Here is an 18,978-nt window from a genome sequence, read left to right on the forward strand (position 1 = left end):
AGAGCATGTCCCAGTTCTTTACCGAAGAGGATTCCGTCGAGACCGTCAATGCCCGTATGGGAGTGGAAATCAATCCACGGCTGGAGAAAGTGATGGCTTCGCTCGTCCGACATCTTCACGCCTTCGTCAAGGATATCCACCTAACCCAGTCGGAGTGGGAAATTATGATCGATTTCCTGACACGGACGGGCCAGATCTGCACCGGGGAGCGGCAGGAGTTCATCCTGCTGAGCGATACGCTAGGGGTATCAATGCTAGTCGATGCGATCAATCATCACCGCCCGGTCGGGGCGACGGAGAATACCGTGCTCGGCCCGTTCCATGTTGCTGGCGCGCCGGAACGGGAAATGGGCACGACCATCTCATCCGACGGAAAAGGCGAGAGTTGTCTTTTTGAGGGGAGGGTAATTGATCTGCACGGCAATCCCGTCGCTGGCGCGCGCCTCGATGTGTGGTCCGACAACGCGGACGGTTTCTATGACGTCCAGCAGCCAGACATTCAGCCCAAATGGAACAATCGCGGCGTCTTTACGACCGGTGCGGATGGACGATACAGCTTCGTCGGCATCAAGCCTGTGTCTTACCCCATTCCACACGATGGCCCCGTCGGCACGATGCTAGGCGCACTCGGTCGGCATCCGTACCGGCCGGCGCACATGCACTTCATCGTGACGGCTCCCGAGTTCGAGAAGGTCGTGACGCACACGTTCGTTGGCGACGATTCGTACATCACGTCCGACGCCGTGTTTGGTGTTAAGGGAACGTTGCTGGCGCCATTCGAACGGGTCAACGACGGCAGAACGGTTTGGCGTTCGCCGTTCGATTTCGTGCTGACGCGGGCGATTGCTGGTCAGCATTCCGCCGAGTAAGAATGCTGTTCGCTTTCGTGATAATGGACAAGCCTGACTGTGGCACCGTGCGCCAGCGTTTGAGACCGGATCACATGACCTACGTCGGTGCAGTGGTCGAGCGGATCGCCTTCAGCCCACTGACGAAAGATGGCGGCAAGGAGAGATGTTCGGTAGCTTGCTGGTAATTGATTTCCGTTCACGAGAAGCCGCACTTGATTGGATCACGAACGTGCCATTCAGCAAGACAGGAGTCTACGCGATCAACGCGGTACATGCCTTTGTCACCCGCTGGGCGCAAAAGGCGGGATTTCAGTCACGGCCTGATGTGCTGCTCCAGACGATAACGCGCCAACGTCAGTCGGGAGGGAAGCACCTCTACCGTGATGCACGGAACGAGTCGCAGCCGGCGTAGTTCTATGGAGGTGGCCTCGAAGTACTGACGTTCAGGAACATGAAAATTAGTAAGGAATACTAATCATTAAATCTAGCAAGAGAAATTAATCCAGCACAGCAGATATATTCAGGAGACAAGCCATGAAGCAGCGCAATGAGGTCTGGGATAGGACCTATGAATGGAAGGCTGTATCACTTTTATCAATTGGTTTCGGTCTGGTCGGAATCGATCGGTTCATGATCATGCCGCTCTTTCCCATCATGATGAGCGAGCGCCATTTCGATTACCAGGACCTCGGCTACATCGCAGGTGCGCTGGCGGTGGCTTGGGGTTTGTCATCGATCTTCATGGGCAATCTATCGGATCGCATCGGTCACCGTAAGGTGATCATTCCGGCGATGCTGGTGTTCTCCCTGCTGTGTGGCGCCAGCGGCTTTGCTTCGGGCCTCGGCTCCCTGATTCTGATCCGCGTGTTGATGGGATTGTCCGAGGGCGCCTATACGCCGGTCAGCATCATCGCCACGATCGACGCATCGAAGCCGTCCCGGCATGGATTCAATGTCGGCCTTCAGCAGACCATGATGCCGCTACTCGGTCTTGGCCTCTCTCCCATTCTTGTCACGCAATTGCTGAAAATCGTGCCATGGCACTGGATCTTCGCGCTCGCCTCCCTGCCGGGATTCATTGTCGCGTTTCTGCTGTATCGGTGCCTGCGCGACAGCGATGTAAAGTCCGCCGCAAAGCATACGGAGACGCACGACGCGTCGCAGCACAAATGGTCCGATGTGTTCCGATACCGGAACATTCCGCTGAACATCGTCGGCATGTTTTGCTGGGTCACTAACCTCGTTATCCTGCCGGCATTTCTTCCGAGCTACTTCACCGAATCCCTGCATCTGAGCCTGGAACAGATGGGGTTCGTGCTCTCGGCCATTGGCTTTGGCGGGGCATCCGGCGCACTCATCATGCCGTCCATTTCAGACCGTCTTGGCCGAAAGCCCGTGATGATTCTGTCGGTGCTCGGCGCCTTCGTGTTCCTCGCGCTATTAACACAATGCGATGCCAATGCGCCGAAGCTGTTCGCCTGGCTCTTCATGACGCTCTTCTTCATCTTTGCACTGATCACCCTGACCGTCGGGCCGATCAGTGCGGAGTCAGTACCGGCGGCGCTGATGACGACGGCCTCCGGTCTCGTGATCGGCGTCGGAGAAATCTTCGGCGGTGGGATCGCACCGGCGTTGGCGGGCTATGTTGCCAAGCACTACGGCATCGACCACGCCATGTACTTTGCCCTGGGGGCGCTGGTCGTTGGATTGATGGTGGCGATATCTCTGAAGGAAACCGCGCCAAGTCGTACGCTCGGGTTGGCGAGCGCACGACTTGGTTCCGACGTCGGTGAATAACACACTCATCTTAAAAAAACGGAATGATAAAGCCGCAGTCGCGAAATCCCTGCCTGAGTCTATGTGCTATGGACTCAGGCGGCTGCGGCTGTCGCGCGTCGGGGACAAACAAAATGAAACACACGCAAATTTCGCTGTTGGTTGGCACCATCGTCTTGTCGGCATCAACCGCTGCGTTGGCGCAAAGCAGCGTAACGCTCTCGGGGATGATCGATGCGGGCGTGACCTATGTGAACAACCAGCACGGTGGCGCCACGATGCTGTTCGACAGCGGCATTTTTGCACCGAACCTGCTAACGTTCAAGGGCACTGAAGACCTCGGTGGCGGCGACAGGGCGCTGTTCGAGCTGACGTCGCAGTTCGACCTCGGAAGCGGCGCGGCGATTCCCGGGGCGGCCCAAATATTCAACCGGACTGCACTCGTTGGCTTCTCGAACGACCACTTCGGCACCGTGACGGTGGGCAACCAGTATGACTTCATGTTCGAATCGCTGACCCTCGGCCTGTTTGACGGGGCGTTCCTGGCGGGCGGCATCTATGATTTCCGGCAGGGGCCGTTTGCAGCGCTTGGCGTCCCGAACAATCCAAGTGGCTCGTTCGATTTCGATCGGATGGGTGGGGCGACCCGGGTGTCGAATTCGGTCAAGTACCGTAGCCCGGAAATCTCCGGGCTGCAGTTCGGCGCGCTGTATGGATTCGGCGGCGTGGCAGGCAGCATCTCGGCAGACTCGACAATGAGCTTCGGCCTGAACTATGCCAATGGAGCGCTCGCCTTGGGGGCAGCCTATATCGAAGAGAAGTATCCGCAACTCGACAACGGCAACGCCGGCATCCGCAGCTTCGGACTCGGCGCCCACTACCAGTTCGGCAACGTGCTCGCGATGCTGCTGTACACGAACACGAGGAACACGGCGAACGGCGCCAGGATCAACGTGTACAAGACCGGGGCCCAATGGGACATCGCGGGGCCGTGGTCGGCCGGTCTTGACTACACATTCATGCAGGGCAACGAGGCGCTGGACAACAATCGTGCGCATCAGGTCAGTGGTGCACTCCAGTTTCACCTGTCAAAGCGTACGTTCCTCTACGTGGAGCTCATCTATCAGCGGGCGAGTGGCGATGGGGCGGTGACGCAGGCCTGGATCAATGGTAACCGCTCAATTACGCACACGTTGACATGACGAAGACGGCCGCACCGCGACGACCGAGGTCGGCGATGTCCAAAGCGAAGGATGGGGGTGAGCGTCGGCGTGGGGCCGACGCATCGGAAGCGTTAGTCGGCGGTTGGTTTGCGTCGAGCGAGCCGCTCGCCGATGTTGAATGGCAGCAAGTCGCTCACGTCGGCACCGGCCGCACGCTGCGGCAACTCGGTGAGCACTTCGCACAAGTACTCGAACGGCTCAACGTTGCACGCCCGACAGGTGAGCATCAAGCTGTAGATCGTTGCACTGGCTTTCGCCCCGGCCACCGTATCATTGAACAACCACGATTTTCTGCTGGTCGCAAACGGTCGAACTTCTCTTTCCATGACGTTATTGTCTATCGGGGCACGAGCGTCTTCAACGTAGCGTGACATGTAGACCCACTGGTTACGCGTGTAGCTGATGGCCTTGCCAATCAGGCTCTGGGGCAAGACTTGGTCGGCCTGCTCGTCCAGCCATTTCTTGAATGCTTCAAGCAACGGCACGCTGTGCTCTTGACGTAGCCGGTACGTGTAGTCGATGCGCGTCTCGCCTTCGGGCAAATCGCCCCGCGCGAGCCGCTCGACTTCATAGAGCGCCTTAAAGAATTCGAGTCCTTGTTTCGCACGCCCGTCGGGCTTCTTCTGTGCCTTGAATGCTTCGTCGAATTTACGTCTTGCATGAGCGACACAACCATAATGCGTCACGCCCTTCACCGTGCGCCACGCGCTGTATCCATCGCTCATCAGCATGCCTTGGTAGCCGGCGAGAAACAGTTGGGGATGCGCCTGCTCGCGCCCCGGCTGGTATTCAAACAGCACCACCGGCTGCTCGCAGTCCTGAGCGCTTCGATAAGTCCACATGTACGACTTGCTTTGCGCGCTCTTGCCTGGTTCCTTGAGCACCTGCACCGTGGTCTCGTCGCCGTGAATCAGCGGCTGTGATAACAGGATGACGCGCATCGCATCGTACAGCCGTGTCAGATGGAGTTCGGTGGGTTTGATGACCCAGCTTCCCATCGTGCCACGCCCCACGTCGATGCCCGAGCGCGCCAGCACGTCCTCCATTCGGTACAGCGGGGTGCCGTCGACGAATTTACCCGTCATGACTGTCGCAATCACGTTCGCACTCGCGTTGCTGCCCGGCAGCGGCTGGGCCGGCATCTTGGCAGTCACGATGGTCGTGCTCTCAGCGTGGCGCTGGCAGTGGCGGCAACCATATTTGAAGCGTGCGTGCTGCAGCACCCGGACCTTCGCGGCGATCAGGTCCATCTGCTCGCTTAGCTCTTCGCCGATCTTGTGCAACGCACCCTGGCAGCACGGGCAGACCTTCTCGTGTTCGCCCAAGTCATATTCGATACGTTTGCGTCGCAGGTGCGCGGGAAGTGGCCGGCGACCGGGCTTCTTGCCTACGGGCGCCGGCGTTTGCGGCAAGCCCGTGTCGGGCAGCGTCAGGACATCGTCGTAGTCGGATTCACTCAGCGCGAGTTGTTCGGCTTCGTCGAACACGCGGTCCTTGAGCTTCTCGCTGCTGGGCGCGAAACGCTTGAGTTGCGCCAGACGGAAGAGCTCCTCAAGAACCTCAATACGTTCTGCCAGTTGGCGGTTCTGCGCTTCGAGTGCGCGGATATAGGCCTGAACTTCAGGCGTTAAGTGGTTGAGATCGTTGGCTTCCATTGCCGTACGATATCCAAGTGTGCCGCCTCGTGGGTTTACGTATTTTTATAATTCACTTCAGCGAACCTCACGCGCCGGCATCGCCGATGCGCAATCGTCGTCTGCCAGTTCAGCCCATCGAGTAGCCAGCGCAGCTCACGCGCCGTGATTTCCAGTGCCGCCGTATCTCCAGCGTCGCGCGGCCAGCGAAATCGACCTTCCTCAAGGCGACGATAATGAAGCCAAAAACCGTTCGTCTGCCAGTGAAGAATTTTAAGTTTGTCGCCGCCGCGACTGCAAAAGACAAACCAGTGAGGACTCACCGGATCGAGCCCGAGCGTCTCGGCCACCATCAGCGACAGGCCGTTAATCGAGCGGCGCATGTCAGTGGCGCCCGGCGCCAGATAGACCTTGCCTAGCGGGCTATCCCACATCACAACACCGCCAGAAGACGCGGCAACCAGTCGAGATGCGTGCGCGAGCTCAACCGAAGCACAAAGCCGGCGGGCGTTTGGATTTCCAGCGGCGCGTGCCGTGCACCAGATGTATCAGTGAAAGTCTCATCGTCCAACCGCATCTCGCGATCAATGCTCGGATTCATCGGCACGGCAACCAAGGTCGGCTCGGCCTGCGACCCGCTCACTTCGAGCATGCGACGGCGGCTCCTGTAAAAACCAGACTGATTCACCCCTTCGGCTTTGCACCATGCCAGCACGCTCAGACCAGAGTTCTTCTGGTCCTCAAATCGCTTGGCCCACACCTGCCTGCGCTCATCGTATCCATTCGTCATTGCCCGACTCCTTCATTAACGGAGCCGTCATTGTTCAACTCGAAAACTTCAACTTCAACGTGTGCTTAAACTAGCGCTTACGATCAATGCGCTGAACCAACCTGACTCCGCAGCGAGCAACCGCTCGCAGACGCTCGCACGCATTGGTGTGTCGACACGCTTCTAGCGCATCGCTCCTGGGGCCGGCGTATAGAGGCGCTGAATTGCAACGAATTGGGTCAAAGGTTGTGACGCACCTCGCAATCACAGTCGTATTTGCCATTCCGACGAACACAGGCACGTATCTGCATCGATTCGCCAGGTTCGTCATTTTTAGCGATCGCGTTGAAACCCAGGGGCGCGCAATCAAAGGCGAAATAGTGATAAAGCACATTGTGATATGGAACGTTCGTGGCGAATCGGCTGAGCAGAAAACCGAGGCGGCGAATCTTGTCAAGCGCGCGTTCGAATTGAATGGGAAAATCGCCGGGATGCGCAAGCTCGAGATCGGAATCGACATCAGGTGGACTATATTTGAAAGACGTCGGACTTGACGGTCTGTTCTCATGCGAGCGGCCTTCCTGCCAATCGCGTACGGATGCATCCACGATGGCGTTGGCCGTGCTGAAGAGCATAGGGAGTGCTTCTGAATCAAAGCGTCGCTCGTTGAGCAGCCGAAGCTGGTCGTGGACAGTACGACAATCGCGATGCCCTGGTCTAACAACGACATTGCCAGTGTCGCAGTGCCGCCCGTGACACTAGGCTCGTGCATGGGAACCCGCCGCCCGCACATGGTCAGGATCGGTTCTGAGCGGGTTGATCGGTGAAGATCCATGCGCTCATGACAGGTCATGCAATGAAGCATAAACCGACACGCGGACGGCTTCCGCGCAGAAGGCCAGATAGGCGCGGTCGGTCGGACCGAGGTAGGGGCCGAGTCTGGTCGGTGATCGGAATGTATGGCCTGGAGACTTAGCGCACGCAAATCGCATGATAAACAGTCCTAGCACCAGCGGCCACTTGATGCGTCTCACAGCCTTCAGTGCATTGGCGCCGCCAATGTCGACCAGACAATTTTTTTCCGAAGATGTCGACTCAAGCTCGCGTGCTCGGGCGATGAGGCGATAGGTTCCCGAGCGGGGGTTTGGCGCGCTCGTAGCCCCTGTTGGACCAACATGTTGAGCTGGCGGGAGCGTGAACTTATGCAGGTTTGAAGCCAACTGTGACTCATGCCGATCTCACAATGCGGATATTCAATAGACGCAGGACATCAAGCATCCGTATCACTGAACGATAGCATCATGCCGGTACGCGCTGGCGTCGACCGGGATCTTGTCGTTTGTCATTGCTTTTGTTCATTACCAATTGGGACTCGCTCATACTGGGCCAGATCTACGCGGAACTCGTCATCAGGCTGTGTACCATATTAACGCTCCCATGGTAACGACCGAAAAGAGGACGCTGAGCGCCATGCTACTCGCCATTTCCTGCTCGCCGGTCTTGAACTTCATGGCGAGAATGATAACGATCGGACCTGTGGGGATTGCCATGGTCAATACGGCTTGGCGGATGTTTCCGGCGCTCATGCCGACTCCGCTCAGTATCAGCAGCAAGGCGATCGGAACGATGATGTTGCGGGTGAAGACGGTTGCGATCGCCATCCAGGAGAGCTTGATATGGCGCGAAAATATTACGATGCCAGCGGCGAATAGCGAGAGCCCGCCTGTTGCTTGGCCGAGAAGGTTCAGTGACTTGGTGACTGACGCAGGTAGCCCCAGCCCGGAGAAGACAAACAACAGCGCCAAAACCGGAGCCCAGACGATCGGCTGCTTGATGGCTGACCCGAGTTGTTTCCAGAACAGACCGGGTTCGTGCGAACCTTCCGCAATTGCCATAAGCACATAGGTCAGTGGCATCTGAATCAAGTTTTGGGTAAAGCCGGACGCTGTGATAAGTGAGGCGCTCATATTGCCGAAAAGTGGTGGTAGAACAGAGCTGCCGATGAACGGAATTGCGGGAGCCCCGATCGCCAGTGCCTGAAGTGTTGCATTTGCCAGCGATCGCCGGAAAACGTAGTGGATGACCAACAACGGCACGAAGAAGCTCACTACGAGCGCGATTGTGAGAACCAGCGCGACCGGGCCCATGTCGAGCACGGTTGATTTGGACGTTTGAATCATGCCGACGAAGAGGTTCAGGGGCAGAGCATAGGTCATGACGAGTTTCGTCAGAATGCCGGCATCGGCCCATGAAAAATCATTGACGGATGCCGAGAAATATCCCAAGCCGAGGGTCACGAGAACTGGAAGCAATGCGGCGAGAATAGTTGTGATCATCAGAGAGCTTTCGCAGTGACGGCGGCACAGGGAATATAGTTGGCGCAAAGAACGTTTCTCTGAACGTTTTTTCTGCGGACGATGTGCGACCACGGGACGGCGAACGGATTGTGTCGCCCGCAGTGGTGCCCTTCATCATCAAGTCGCGGATGTCGGCTTGTCGTCATTGAAGAGCGATGTGACAGCCTGGTCTACCGAGATATCCACCAGAGCGGGACCGGGTTTTGCGAACGCCGTAGTCAGTGCGCGGTCGATATCTATGGGCAGTGTGACGCGCTCAGCTGCGCAACCGAATCCATGCGCAAGGGAAACAAAATCGATGCCGGGCAAGTCGATTCCGGGAGCATGATCCGCTTTCAGGATGCGGCTGAAGGAGCGCATGGCTCCATAGCCGGCGTTGTTCAGGATCACGAAGGTAATGGGGAGATTGCGTTGCACTGCCGTCCAGATCGCCTGGAAGGAGTACATCGAAGAACCATCTCCGATCAGACACACGATATGCCGTCCAGGTCTCGCCAAGGCGACGCCGATCGAGGCTGGGAGGCTATAACCGAGACCGCCGCTTGCCATTGTGTAGAAGCTATCGGCGCCGGGAGAAGGCAGATAGGTCTGAATAGCGGGGCGATGGGACGGGGCTTCCTCGACGACGATGGCATTCGCAGGGAGCAGCGCCGAGAGCCTGCTGAGCGCAAAACTCGGCGGAATCGGCGTCGCGGGGACCGGAACTGGCGGGGTCGGGCGCGGGGAGGGTTGATGCCGAACAAGCGTTTCAGGAAGCGCTGAGATGAGTGCGACGAGCGATTGCGGCATGGTCCCTATGATGCTTTCGCCCACCGGCGATGATGCGGCCTCTATTGGATCGCTTGTGATCTGCCAGATTGGCGTGCCGTTCGTCAAAACGTCGCAATGCCCTTCGATATGGAAGGTAAAGACCGGGGCGCCAAAGACAACAATGAGATCGGCACTGCGAAGCGAGTCAGCCAACCTGATAGGAGAAGCTTCCAGAAAACCGGCGAAAAGTGGGTGTCCCTCGGGAAAACTGCATCGACTCGACATTGGGCTTGCCCATACGGACGCCTTCGCCCGCTCTGCAAGGATGACCATTTTCTCGACCGAATTACTGCGATCGATCTCTGCCCCCACCACGAAGGCAGGGCGTGCCGCCTTGCCAATCGCCACCGCGAGGCTGGCTATTGCCGCTGCATCCGGTGCGAATTCAGTCGCAACGCGACGAATGGCGGGCATCACGGTTGAGCGCTCCCAATCGTCCGATGGCACCGACACGAAGGTCGGACCACGTGGATGCTGCATGGCTGTAAGAAAAGCCCGAACAATCGCGGCTGGCACATCCTCTGCGCGGGCTGGCTCGACGCTCCACTTGACATAGGGTCGGGGAAACAAGATAGCCTCGTCCGAGAAGAGGTAGGGGCGAAGCGGAAGAATACTCCGCGCTTGCTGCCCCGCGGTGACGACGATCGGGCTCGTATTGCGAAACGCCGTAAAGAGATTACCAAGCGCGTGTCCGACACCCACGGCCGAATGCAGATTGACGAAGGCGGGCCGGCCAGTTGCTTGGGCATATCCGTCTGCCATGCCCACAACGCTGGCTTCCTGGAGTCCGAGAACGTAATCGATGTCAGCAGGCCAATCTTGCAAAAAGGCGAGTTCAGTCGATCCAGGATTGCCGAATACGCGATCTACTCTGAACCTCCGAAGTACTTCGAGAGTTGCTTCCCGAACAGTAAGAGTGTGAGACATTTGCAGAGCACCTCCAAGATGTCAGTAATGGATTTCGCCAAAATGCGAGTCGTGTGCAGTTTCCGTCTTGCTCATGTTGCAATTTGCCCGATGCGGAACCGAGCCGGTCTGATGTTGTGATTTACAGCAGTCGTTGACCATGACTTAAATCAATAAACGCCCATCTGACTCGACTGGCTATCGATGAGCTCGAAAAAATGGCCGTCTCCTGCTCATCGGTTCCCACGTGTCTTTGCCATGCCGTCGCCTTCGCCGACTGCGGATGCTCAGCAAACTGCGCCCTCGCTAGCCTGCCGGTTCACCGTAATCGGCCGATGTTCGTCACGGGCGAATTGTCACGGACACCTGTGTGAGTTCCAACCCCTTAGATGCCGGTTCAACCGTGTCACAAGGCCAATTTTTGCACTGACTGTCGCGCAACCGGGCATAGTCCCAAACGTTCGATCGTTCGATCAGTCGGTAGCAGCGCCAAAGCCAATTTTGGTATGAGTGATTGGCACCGTCGGGCGAGCCTGCGGTTGCTGAGCCGGCTGATGCCGATCCCATACGCCATTCTTGAGGGAGGCCGGAGCAAGCCGACGGCGGATGTGATAAATGGGGGCGACCTCTACCGATCAGCGTGTTCGCCAATGCCTCCACGGCGCGTCTATAAGGTGCTGTCTGTAATAGCCGCCGCAGAGTCTCAGGAGGAAGGGCCCGTTCAAATGCCCCTCGAGGAGATTGCGGAACTCATGGGAAGGAGCGTTGGGATGACGCGATCGGGAACGAATGGATACTTTGAAAAAGCATCGACTCATCTCGATGAAGCTTCAGGGCCGAAATAACGGCTATCAGGTCGTGTCGCGATCGGATCGGACGAGTTTGCGCTATCTAAGGTTCGGCATGGTACTGGACGACCGAAACCAGGGAGATCCTCACCACATGTTCGCGACGCTTGGGGATCAGCGATGTTCGCGTCCAGTTCGGTCTTGTCATGGACCGCGGGTGGCGATGTCCGAACCGTGCTGCGCATCAGCTCTCGCGCAAGGCGTTTGCCTTCATGCCGGTGGTTGTTAGGCCAGGTATTCGCTCTCTCCAGTCTAGGTTCGAACGTCGAACGTTGTTGCCCGCAGAGGGCGGCTGGTTGCTAGCACGCAGGCCGAAGATCAACCGACAATCGATGTGCATGATTGGAATGCTCCGCTAGGCATTCTTCGCGGCACAGGCAAGCATTGCATCTCCAATCTTAGGTTGGTTGCGCGCAATGAGCGCGTCACCCGCACCTTGGATGTCGCGTGCTTCCTTGTTTTGGCTCAGCTTTCGCTTGCCCACTAGCCGCGCGATCTCAATTTCAATGCCAACAATGGCACCCACCAGGTCTTCGATGTAATCGGGAGGCGCGTCCCCCATCTTCCACGGTTTTTCCTCTTGCGCCTCATTCGTTCGCGTGAGCTTCGCGATCACGCTACGCACGAATTTTTTATCGTCGCGAATGCGGATCCGACCATGGGCATGAACCACGACGTAGTTCCACGTTGGCACCTGTTTGTGGTGTGCATGTTTGCTCGGATACCAGCTTGGAGAGATATACGCATTGCCCGCGCTGAACACGACTAGGACTTTATCGTCGTCTGCAACTTCTTGCCAGACCGGATTGGCGCGCGCTACGTGCGCCTGGAGTACGCCAAATCCGCCTTGATCAACGACCAATTCGAACGGGATGTGATTAGCGTCGAGCCCACCTTTGCCGTGCGTGATAAGGGCACCGAAGGGATGGTGCGAGATCAACTCGTGCAAGACGTTGGGTTCAGCGACAGCGAATTGGGAAGGTATGTACATATCGATCTCAGGGAGCGGGTGCAGGGGTGCACTTGGCGCCGGCGGTGACGGCGGATCAGCCTAAAAACTAGCCTTCGCGGGTCGTGATGGCGACGAGAAGTCCAAGTGTGAGCATTGTTGCGCCTGACAGCCGGCCCATTAAACGCTGCTTGGTGGCTTTGCCAGCGCTGGACCCGACAATACGATGTGCGATCGCAATTGCGATCAGGTCAACGGTACTATTGAGCAGGACACACGTCGCGCCAAGCACGATGAACTGGGGTGCAAGCGCACGTTCTGCCGAAACGAAGTGCGGGATGAACGCGAGAAAGAACATCGCCGTTTTAACATTCAGTGCTTCGACGACAATCCCGTCCCGAAACACTTTCCAGCTTCCGCGGCTAGATAGGACTATTTGATCAGGCGCAGAGGCGTCCGATACAAGCATGCGGATACCAAGATAAATCAGATAGGCCGCACCGATATATTTTACGGTGCCGTAAGCCAGTGCCGATTCGGCGACGATGACTGATAGGCCGAGCGCTGCAGCGAAAACATGAAACATTCCGCCGACTGAAGCGCCCAGCGTTGACGCAATGCCTTCGGTCTTTCCGCCGGCAACGGTACGTGCGACGACATAGGCGATTCCCGGACCGGGAATGACAGCGAGTAATGTGGCTGCAATAAGAAAGGTAACGGATGGAAGCATTTCAGTTCATTTTCTCTACGGGATATGGATGCCAATCTGTCTAGACTCAATGACTGCGTCGGGCATCATGACGCCAAGCTCTTGTATCAGCTCCTCACCGGCCGCACGGAGCGCAGTCAGGGGCATCTCAGGTAAGCTTTCCAAGACAAACCACATCTGCGTGGCGTTTGCGTCCAATCTTGTCCTCAGTCCTTGCCGCCAGTTCCACCGCCGGCAGGTCACGCCAACGTCATCACGCCACACCACCTCGCCGGGCTCGGGTGACTCGGTTACGGGCGTTCCGTCTTTTAAAGTGTCGAAGTCTTCGGTTCCATCTGCGATGACCAATCTAGGCATTCCGGCGTAAGCCTCGAAACTTTCGCCGCCAACGGGAAGGGCGTACTTTAGGCTGATCGCGTTGTACAGGTCGACGATCGGATCGATGCTTGGCAAGGTACCCGTCTTTAAGACCCGTTTGCGCAATGCCCCGGCCGAACATGGCGTTCGCTGGGGTTTTGCGCCGAACTTCCTGAAGAGGTCGTCCCACGCGCTAAGGTGGGCATCTCCCCAAACCGGACCGCCCGCGGTCAGGCTTTTACACGCTTCATTCAGCGATTCGCGAGCAATATTCAGATCGATGATCGGCGAGCCAAGAACGCTGATGCTCAGCGCACGAAAGCCTGGAGCGAGCGCAGCGACATCGGGCGCGATTGACGGAAGGACAAAGACCATGGAAGATGCGCGAGTGACTAATTCAGACCATGATAACGACCAATGACCAAGAAAGTCAATATATCGACTTTGTCCGGCTCCGGCACCGAGGCTGTTACCGAAGCTGTCGCAACGCGGCTGAGAGAGTTCCGAAAAAAGCAAAAGCTAACCCTGGATGCGCTGTCTCTTCGTTCAGGTGTCAGCAAAGGGATGCTAGTCGAAATTGAGAAGGGCACGGCTAATCCAAGTATCGCGATCCTCTGCAAAATATCGGCAGCGCTTGGAGTGTCGGTCGCGGACATTGTGAACGTCGCCAGTTCGCCTTCAGTACACCTTGTTGCGAAAAAAGACATTCCGACCTTATGGACTGGACCGATGGGCGGCTCAGCGAGACTGCTTGCAGGCACGAGCGGGCCGAACATGATCGAGTTGTGGCGCTGGGAAATGCAACCAGGCGAGCATTTTGAATCAGCAGGTCATCCCTCAGGAACCTTTGAGCTGCTTCATGTCGAAAAAGGAGAGCTCCAACTTGTCGTTGCAGACACCGAATGGCTGATCTCTTCGGGGTGTTCAGCAATAGCCAAGACAGACGTGCCACATCAGTATGCGAACACAGGCAACGCGAAGTTGATCTTTACGATGACCGTTGCTGAGTTACATTGATTAACATAGACAGTGGTCCGATCTTTGGTGCTAGGAGGCTTGAAGGGTAAGGCGGAAGGAGACATTGAGGAGATGTTGCAAATAACTTCAACGCTATCGAATTCAACAAACGGAAGGCGCGACCCTCAGCATCGGGCGGGTGGGGCTAAGGTATGCTAAGCCGCCGGGACCGCTTGCTGCTCGACTGGTGCGAAGGCAAAAACGCATCGTTGGCTATCGGGCCGCAACGGTGATGGCCTCGGCATCCGATGCATCTTTCATACCTCTAAACCTGAATAGCTTGACGAAACTGCGCCGGCTCGGTCTTGTCGCGGCCGCCGATCAGCACGACCGTATCCATCAGCTGAGGGCGGATCATCTCCGCGGTATCCATCGATATCAGCTTGCGCAGGTACATGCTGGTCGGCTGCTAAAAACTCTCATGGATGGAAATGGTCGGGTAATTCATCGGCAAGCTGCCAGCAGCATCACGTCGTGCTCGACCGCGTCAATCAATTGCGGCGCGTCGCCGTGGCACGGGCTGTAGGCATCGCCGTTGTTGGAGATGCCGATTACTGGGCGATCCACTGCTTCGTCGGTGTAGCCCGCCCCTTTGTTAAAAGGCTTCGCGCAAGGACAGGGAGAAACGGCCGTCACCATAATTGGCGAGACCTTTACGGGCTCCGGTGACCGGTGCGGCGAGCTAATCTTCTGGTTTGGACATGGAGAAATCCGGCGTAATCATGAGTGAAAAGGAGACGGCATCTGCGCAAAACAGTACTGCGCACACGCATTATTGGGAGAACGTGCTGGGTCATTATGGAAAAGGCCGGACAGTAAAAAAGCTGCTTTGAATATCTTCAAACAACAAAAATTTTTCTGTTTAACCAAAACCTGATTGTGCGCCAACGCCAACTGACTCGGATTACAACAGGACCGTGGGACTCTTCACAAGGCGCTTAGCGATTGCCGGCGGCTTCACCCTCGATGTCTGCCGCAAACTTCTGCAACAGCCGCACCAACTCCTCGAAATCCTGTTCCTCCCACCTCGCGAATATTACCCGCCCGAGGCGTTCCCGTGCGACATCCACGGCATCGGTCATGGTCTTGCCTTTCGGCGTCACGATCGCTTCCCGCACGCGACGGTCTTTGGCGCCTTCCTGGCGCTGGACCAGGCCCAGGCTTTCCAGCTTCGCAACCTGCCGGCTGACGGTCGTGTAGTCGCGTCCGACACGGTCGGCAAGATCCACCACCCCGATCGGCCCGAGCCGCTCGATGCCCACCAGCAGCGGAAATAAGGCGCGGTCGAGCGATATACCGGCTTCCCGCACCATCGCCTCGTCGCGCTGCGGACGGTTCATGACACTGACGATGCTAAGCAGCGCACCGTGCAACGCCCGCAGTTCCGCCGATATATGTGTATCTTGCACATTTTTCTTTGATGACATAGTATTCACTCCAGTTACGTGCATATTACACATATTGGAGCCGTCAATGACACAGCACTTTTCCTGCGACGTACTGATCTGCGGGGCCGGCGCGGCCGGCCTTACGCTCGCGATCGACCTGGCGCGGCGGGGAGTTTCGTTCCGCCTTGTCGAGAAGATGGAAGGCCCTTTCCGCGGTTCCCGCGGCAAGGGCATCCAGCCACGAACGCAGGAAGTCTTCGAGGATCTGGGCATCCTTGACCGTGTCGTCGCGGCCGGCGGCCTGTATCCACCCCAGCGGGAATATTGCGCCGACGGCAGCTACGCCGAGTCGCTCGTCATGGTGAATGAAGCCCCGACGCCCGCGGAGCCCTATCACCTCCCGCTGCTGGTGCCGCAGTTCCTGACCGAGGGCGTGATGCGCGAGCGCCTGGTCGAACTCGGGCATCGGCCAGTGTTCGGGTACGAGTTGGTCGGCTTCGAGCAGGATGAGGGCGGCGTGACGGCTCGGCTCGCGAGCCCGGCGGGCGGGGAGGTTGTTCGTGTGCGCTATCTGGTCGGCGCCGACGGTGGCCGCAGCCTCGTGCGCCACGCGCTGGGCATCGGCTTTCCCGGCAAGACGCTGGGCGTGCGCGCGGTGGTGGCCGATGTTGTCCTGAGCGGGCTGGGGCGCGAGGCCTGGCACCGTTTCAACGAGGGGTCGATGGATGCACAGATGTCGCTGTGCCCGCTCGCCGGAACCGATCTGTTTCAGTTACAAGCGCCGATTCCACTGGAAGGCGACGTTGACCTCTCCGCTGAGGGACTCACCGCTATGGTGGCCGGGCGCACCGGTCGTGACAACATTCACATTCACTCGGTCTCGTGGGCGTCAGCGTTTAGCATGAACGCGCGGTTGGCCGATCGCTATCGCATCGGGCGCGTGCTGCTAGTCGGCGACGCTGCACATGTTCATCCGCCGACGGGTGGCCAAGGCCTCAATACCAGTATCCAGGACGCCTACAACCTCGGTTGGAAGCTTGCCGCGGTTGTTGAGGGTGCATCCGGGACGATGCTCGATAGCTACGAGCAGGAACGGCGACCGGTTGCGGCGGACATGCTCGGTCTTGCGACGAAGCTGCTCGATGCTGCGAAGCGGGGCGAGATGCGGCGCGGGCGCGAGGTCCATCAACTCGACATCGGATACCCCGAATCGCCGCTCGCGTTCGAGAAGCCTGAACGCGCCAACGTCCTGTTCGCAGGCGACCGAGCGCCGGACGCGCCGATCATTGGCGCCGCGGGCCAGCCGACGCGCCTGTTCGAGCTCTTCAAGGGGCCGCACTGGACGCTGTTGGGCTACGAGGTTCAGCGTCATCTCGTGCCACCGCGGCCAGGACTGCACATCCATACCGTCGGTGCGCACGGCGATCTCCTTGATGATGGCGGCCACTTCCACGAAGCGTACGCACTGGCGTCCGGAGATTGGGCGCTGGTGCGCCCAGATGGCTATGTGGGAGCCATTGTCGCGTCCGACGATATCGAAGCGCTAGAGCGTTATCTGTGTGCCGTTGGCCTGGTCGGGGAGGGTCGAAGCAATGCCTAACACTTCCTTGCGCGCATGGGCCACCCCCTAACCATGGGCGCCTTCGTCCTCATGGCGGGAACGAGTGCCGTAATGTTCTTCGAATCTGACAGGACAATGATGGGACAGTGAGACGGCGCGACCATCATAGCTTGTACTCGTTTTGTATTGCTGATTTGCTTCAGCTATTTAGCGCTCTCGCCTGCAATGGTGTCCCCAAAAATGCAGTGGTAGCGTTGCATATTGACAGCACCTCAGCGAGCCGCCGTCTTGTGCGTTGGAACGAACATTTGAGTGTTCGGATGGTTCAAAAAAGCTTGCGGAATCCGCTCGCCGTCGCAGGCAGGAGGTTCGTGATGTAAGTCGATCACAAGATTGAGTTTGCGCCAGGTCCAGGGAGCCCAACGTCATGCGTCTCCCAAAGCGATTCGTCTTACCGTGGACACTCGGTTGGAGCACCTGTGTCAGGACGTGATGGGGGCAGTGAAATGTTGCATTTGGAAATGCGGCCTAAGTCGGGAACACTGATGGGGGACTTCATGAAGAGGCAACGCATTCATAGAGCCTTCGGCGTGGCTGTCGGTAGATGGCAAACCTGACTGATAAACAAAGCGGTTTCTATCGAGAAATCGGGAAATTTCTGCAGCCTGACACGGATATGGGTCTCGGGAGGGTGCCGTTGGGACGCGCCTCTTCACGGAACCAGATCGTGATATCGTGAGGAGCCGGATGGCGCCTTGCGCAGCCTCGCGGGGTACGCCCGTCGGTATATCGCCAGTAGTGACGGCGACCTCCGCTTCCAGATCGACGCCCCACGTCTTTTCTGCAACCTCGATGTCGTCGAGAAGCCCGAGGCAGATATCTGTCCCCGCTGATACATCAGCGGATTGTGATAGAGGAATGCGCGCATTTCGGCTTTGCAAGCCTTGCGTACCAGCTCAGCATGGGAAAGGTAGGCGAGCCCGTCGCACCATTGATAGGCCCTGGGCAAAGGCCTCATCGCGACTTCGAGCGAGAACCGTTGTGTTCCCGCTGTGTCTCCGTATTCCAGTTTCTCGTATCGCTGCGTCAGTTCTGCCGCCAGCATGTCCCAGCTGTCCAACAATTGCTGCATGGTCGTTGTGACTTCCGGTAGGGGAAGCGCAAGCGTCAGTGTGCTGTCGACGATCACCAATTGTCCGTCTTGCGTGCCATCTTTTAACGATGCCAGTTTCATGAAAATACCTGTTCGGAATGAGATAAAAGTAGGTGTTGGCTCTTGCCGAACCAGTGTTCGAGTGCGTCGGCCGTAGCAGCGATCTCCAACGCGCAATGGCAGACATCGAACACGTAACGGTTGGGGCGCAGAACGAGGGCAACGATTTCCTCCCGCTTGAGCTATTGAGTGAGCGGTTCATCGAGGTCCGGGACAAGTACTACGTTCAACAATGAAAGCCGTCGCAGTATGCTCGGGTCGAGCCGATGTATAACGTCGGACGGCGCAAGCAGGCAGAATCGTCCGGCGACACGATCGTCAAGCCGCACCCCGTCCATCAGCAGCGATTGACTGAACACTTTGCCTACGTGGTTCCCTTTCCGGAATGCACGCCCAGTCCGAGTGCGGGGGTCGGGAAAGCGAAACGGTAACCTTCGGATCGAAGGCGTGCACCGCGTTCGGCTGCGGCTGATAGTGCGGTTTCCGAAATGACTCTTACCAAGTCGACTGCGAGCCGGATGAACTCGCGGGCATGGGGTTTGTGTTCACTGCCGCAGGTCGCGAGAAAAGCCTCAGCTTTATCGGGCAGACGTAACGCGAGTGCAATTCC

The 18,978-nt window shown here is 57.7% G+C and carries 17 protein-coding genes and 1 pseudogene; 6 read left to right on the top strand and 12 right to left on the bottom strand.

The window, feature by feature from the left end; all coding sequences use genetic code 11:
- The first annotated feature begins 5 nt into the window (after positions 1 to 5).
- The 4 genes from ACRWA7_RS06540 to ACRWA7_RS06555 all read left to right on the top strand — a co-directional run bounded on the left by ACRWA7_RS06540 (position 6) and on the right by ACRWA7_RS06555 (position 3,829).
- Positions 6 to 869 carry an intradiol ring-cleavage dioxygenase gene (locus ACRWA7_RS06540; protein ID WP_438391962.1) on the top strand — a complete coding sequence of 288 codons (864 nt, stop codon included), beginning with the start codon at positions 6 to 8 and terminating at the stop codon, positions 867 to 869.
- 145 nt (positions 870 to 1,014) lie between these two features.
- Complete coding sequence (locus tag ACRWA7_RS06545; protein ID WP_438391963.1) at positions 1,015 to 1,263, top strand: YciI family protein; 249 nt, start codon at positions 1,015 to 1,017, stop codon at positions 1,261 to 1,263.
- A 122-nt stretch (positions 1,264 to 1,385) separates the two neighbouring features.
- Positions 1,386 to 2,648, top strand: coding sequence for an MFS transporter (locus ACRWA7_RS06550; protein ID WP_438391964.1), 1,263 nt, complete (start codon positions 1,386 to 1,388; stop codon positions 2,646 to 2,648).
- Positions 2,649 to 2,761: 113 nt separating this feature from the next.
- A complete protein-coding gene (locus ACRWA7_RS06555) occupies positions 2,762 to 3,829 on the top strand; it encodes a porin (protein ID WP_438391965.1) in 1,068 nt (355 codons plus the stop codon).
- Positions 3,830 to 3,921: 92 nt separating this feature from the next.
- Here ACRWA7_RS06555 and tnpC read toward each other — a convergent pair whose 3' ends face one another.
- The 9 genes from tnpC to ACRWA7_RS06600 all read right to left on the bottom strand — a co-directional run bounded on the left by tnpC (position 3,922) and on the right by ACRWA7_RS06600 (position 13,564).
- Positions 3,922 to 5,505, bottom strand: coding sequence for an IS66 family transposase (gene tnpC, locus ACRWA7_RS06560; RefSeq protein ID WP_438391966.1), 1,584 nt, complete (start codon positions 5,503 to 5,505; stop codon positions 3,922 to 3,924).
- A 35-nt stretch (positions 5,506 to 5,540) separates the two neighbouring features.
- The gene (gene tnpB / locus ACRWA7_RS06565; protein ID WP_438391967.1) at positions 5,541 to 5,918 is read right to left on the bottom strand and encodes an IS66 family insertion sequence element accessory protein TnpB; all 378 of its coding nucleotides are present in this window, start codon (positions 5,916 to 5,918) and stop codon (positions 5,541 to 5,543) included.
- Positions 5,918 to 6,274: an IS66 family insertion sequence element accessory protein TnpA gene (gene tnpA, locus ACRWA7_RS06570; RefSeq protein ID WP_438391968.1), complete on the bottom strand. Its 357-nt coding sequence runs from the start codon at positions 6,272 to 6,274 to the stop codon at positions 5,918 to 5,920. The genes tnpB and tnpA overlap by 1 nt, the downstream gene beginning before the upstream one ends.
- A 218-nt stretch (positions 6,275 to 6,492) precedes the next feature.
- On the bottom strand, positions 6,493 to 6,888 hold the full coding sequence (locus ACRWA7_RS06575) for a hypothetical protein (RefSeq protein ID WP_438391969.1): 396 nt from the start codon (positions 6,886 to 6,888) through the stop codon (positions 6,493 to 6,495).
- A 774-nt stretch (positions 6,889 to 7,662) separates the two neighbouring features.
- Entirely contained in the window at positions 7,663 to 8,589 is a 927-nt protein-coding gene (locus ACRWA7_RS06580) for an AEC family transporter (protein WP_438391970.1), read from the bottom strand.
- Between the two features lie 138 nt (positions 8,590 to 8,727).
- Entirely contained in the window at positions 8,728 to 10,347 is a 1,620-nt protein-coding gene (mdlC, locus tag ACRWA7_RS06585) for a benzoylformate decarboxylase (RefSeq protein ID WP_438391971.1), read from the bottom strand.
- A gap of 1,182 nt (positions 10,348 to 11,529) precedes the next feature.
- A complete protein-coding gene (locus tag ACRWA7_RS06590) occupies positions 11,530 to 12,165 on the bottom strand; it encodes an FMN-binding negative transcriptional regulator (RefSeq protein ID WP_438391972.1) in 636 nt (211 codons plus the stop codon).
- Between the two features lie 67 nt (positions 12,166 to 12,232).
- A complete protein-coding gene (locus tag ACRWA7_RS06595; RefSeq protein WP_438391973.1) occupies positions 12,233 to 12,853 on the bottom strand; it encodes a LysE family translocator in 621 nt (206 codons plus the stop codon).
- 15 nt (positions 12,854 to 12,868) lie between these two features.
- Positions 12,869 to 13,564, bottom strand: coding sequence for a B3/B4 domain-containing protein (locus ACRWA7_RS06600; protein ID WP_438391974.1), 696 nt, complete (start codon positions 13,562 to 13,564; stop codon positions 12,869 to 12,871).
- Between the two features lie 42 nt (positions 13,565 to 13,606).
- On the opposite strand from ACRWA7_RS06600, the gene ACRWA7_RS06605 reads away from it, so the two are divergent.
- Complete coding sequence (locus ACRWA7_RS06605; RefSeq protein ID WP_438391975.1) at positions 13,607 to 14,206, top strand: XRE family transcriptional regulator; 600 nt, start codon at positions 13,607 to 13,609, stop codon at positions 14,204 to 14,206.
- 277 nt (positions 14,207 to 14,483) lie between these two features.
- On the opposite strand, the pseudogene ACRWA7_RS06610 reads toward ACRWA7_RS06605, so the two are convergent.
- Together ACRWA7_RS06610 and ACRWA7_RS06615 are read right to left on the bottom strand one after the other, a co-directional pair.
- Positions 14,484 to 14,873, bottom strand: a pseudogene (locus ACRWA7_RS06610) (dihydroxy-acid dehydratase domain-containing protein); the annotation flags it as partial.
- 271 nt (positions 14,874 to 15,144) lie between these two features.
- Complete coding sequence (locus ACRWA7_RS06615; RefSeq protein ID WP_438391976.1) at positions 15,145 to 15,633, bottom strand: MarR family winged helix-turn-helix transcriptional regulator; 489 nt, start codon at positions 15,631 to 15,633, stop codon at positions 15,145 to 15,147.
- A 46-nt stretch (positions 15,634 to 15,679) separates the two neighbouring features.
- Here ACRWA7_RS06615 and ACRWA7_RS06620 point away from each other — a divergent pair, with 46 nt between their 5' ends.
- On the top strand, positions 15,680 to 17,194 hold the full coding sequence (locus ACRWA7_RS06620) for an FAD-dependent oxidoreductase (RefSeq protein ID WP_438391977.1): 1,515 nt from the start codon (positions 15,680 to 15,682) through the stop codon (positions 17,192 to 17,194).
- A gap of 673 nt (positions 17,195 to 17,867) precedes the next feature.
- On the opposite strand, the gene ACRWA7_RS06625 is transcribed toward ACRWA7_RS06620, so the two are convergent.
- Entirely contained in the window at positions 17,868 to 18,389 is a 522-nt protein-coding gene (locus ACRWA7_RS06625) for a hypothetical protein (protein WP_438391978.1), read from the bottom strand.
- Positions 18,390 to 18,978 lie beyond the last annotated feature (589 nt).

It is taken from the genome of Caballeronia sp. DA-9, from assembly GCF_051615025.1.
GTDB lineage: Bacteria > Pseudomonadota > Gammaproteobacteria > Burkholderiales > Burkholderiaceae > Caballeronia > Caballeronia sordidicola.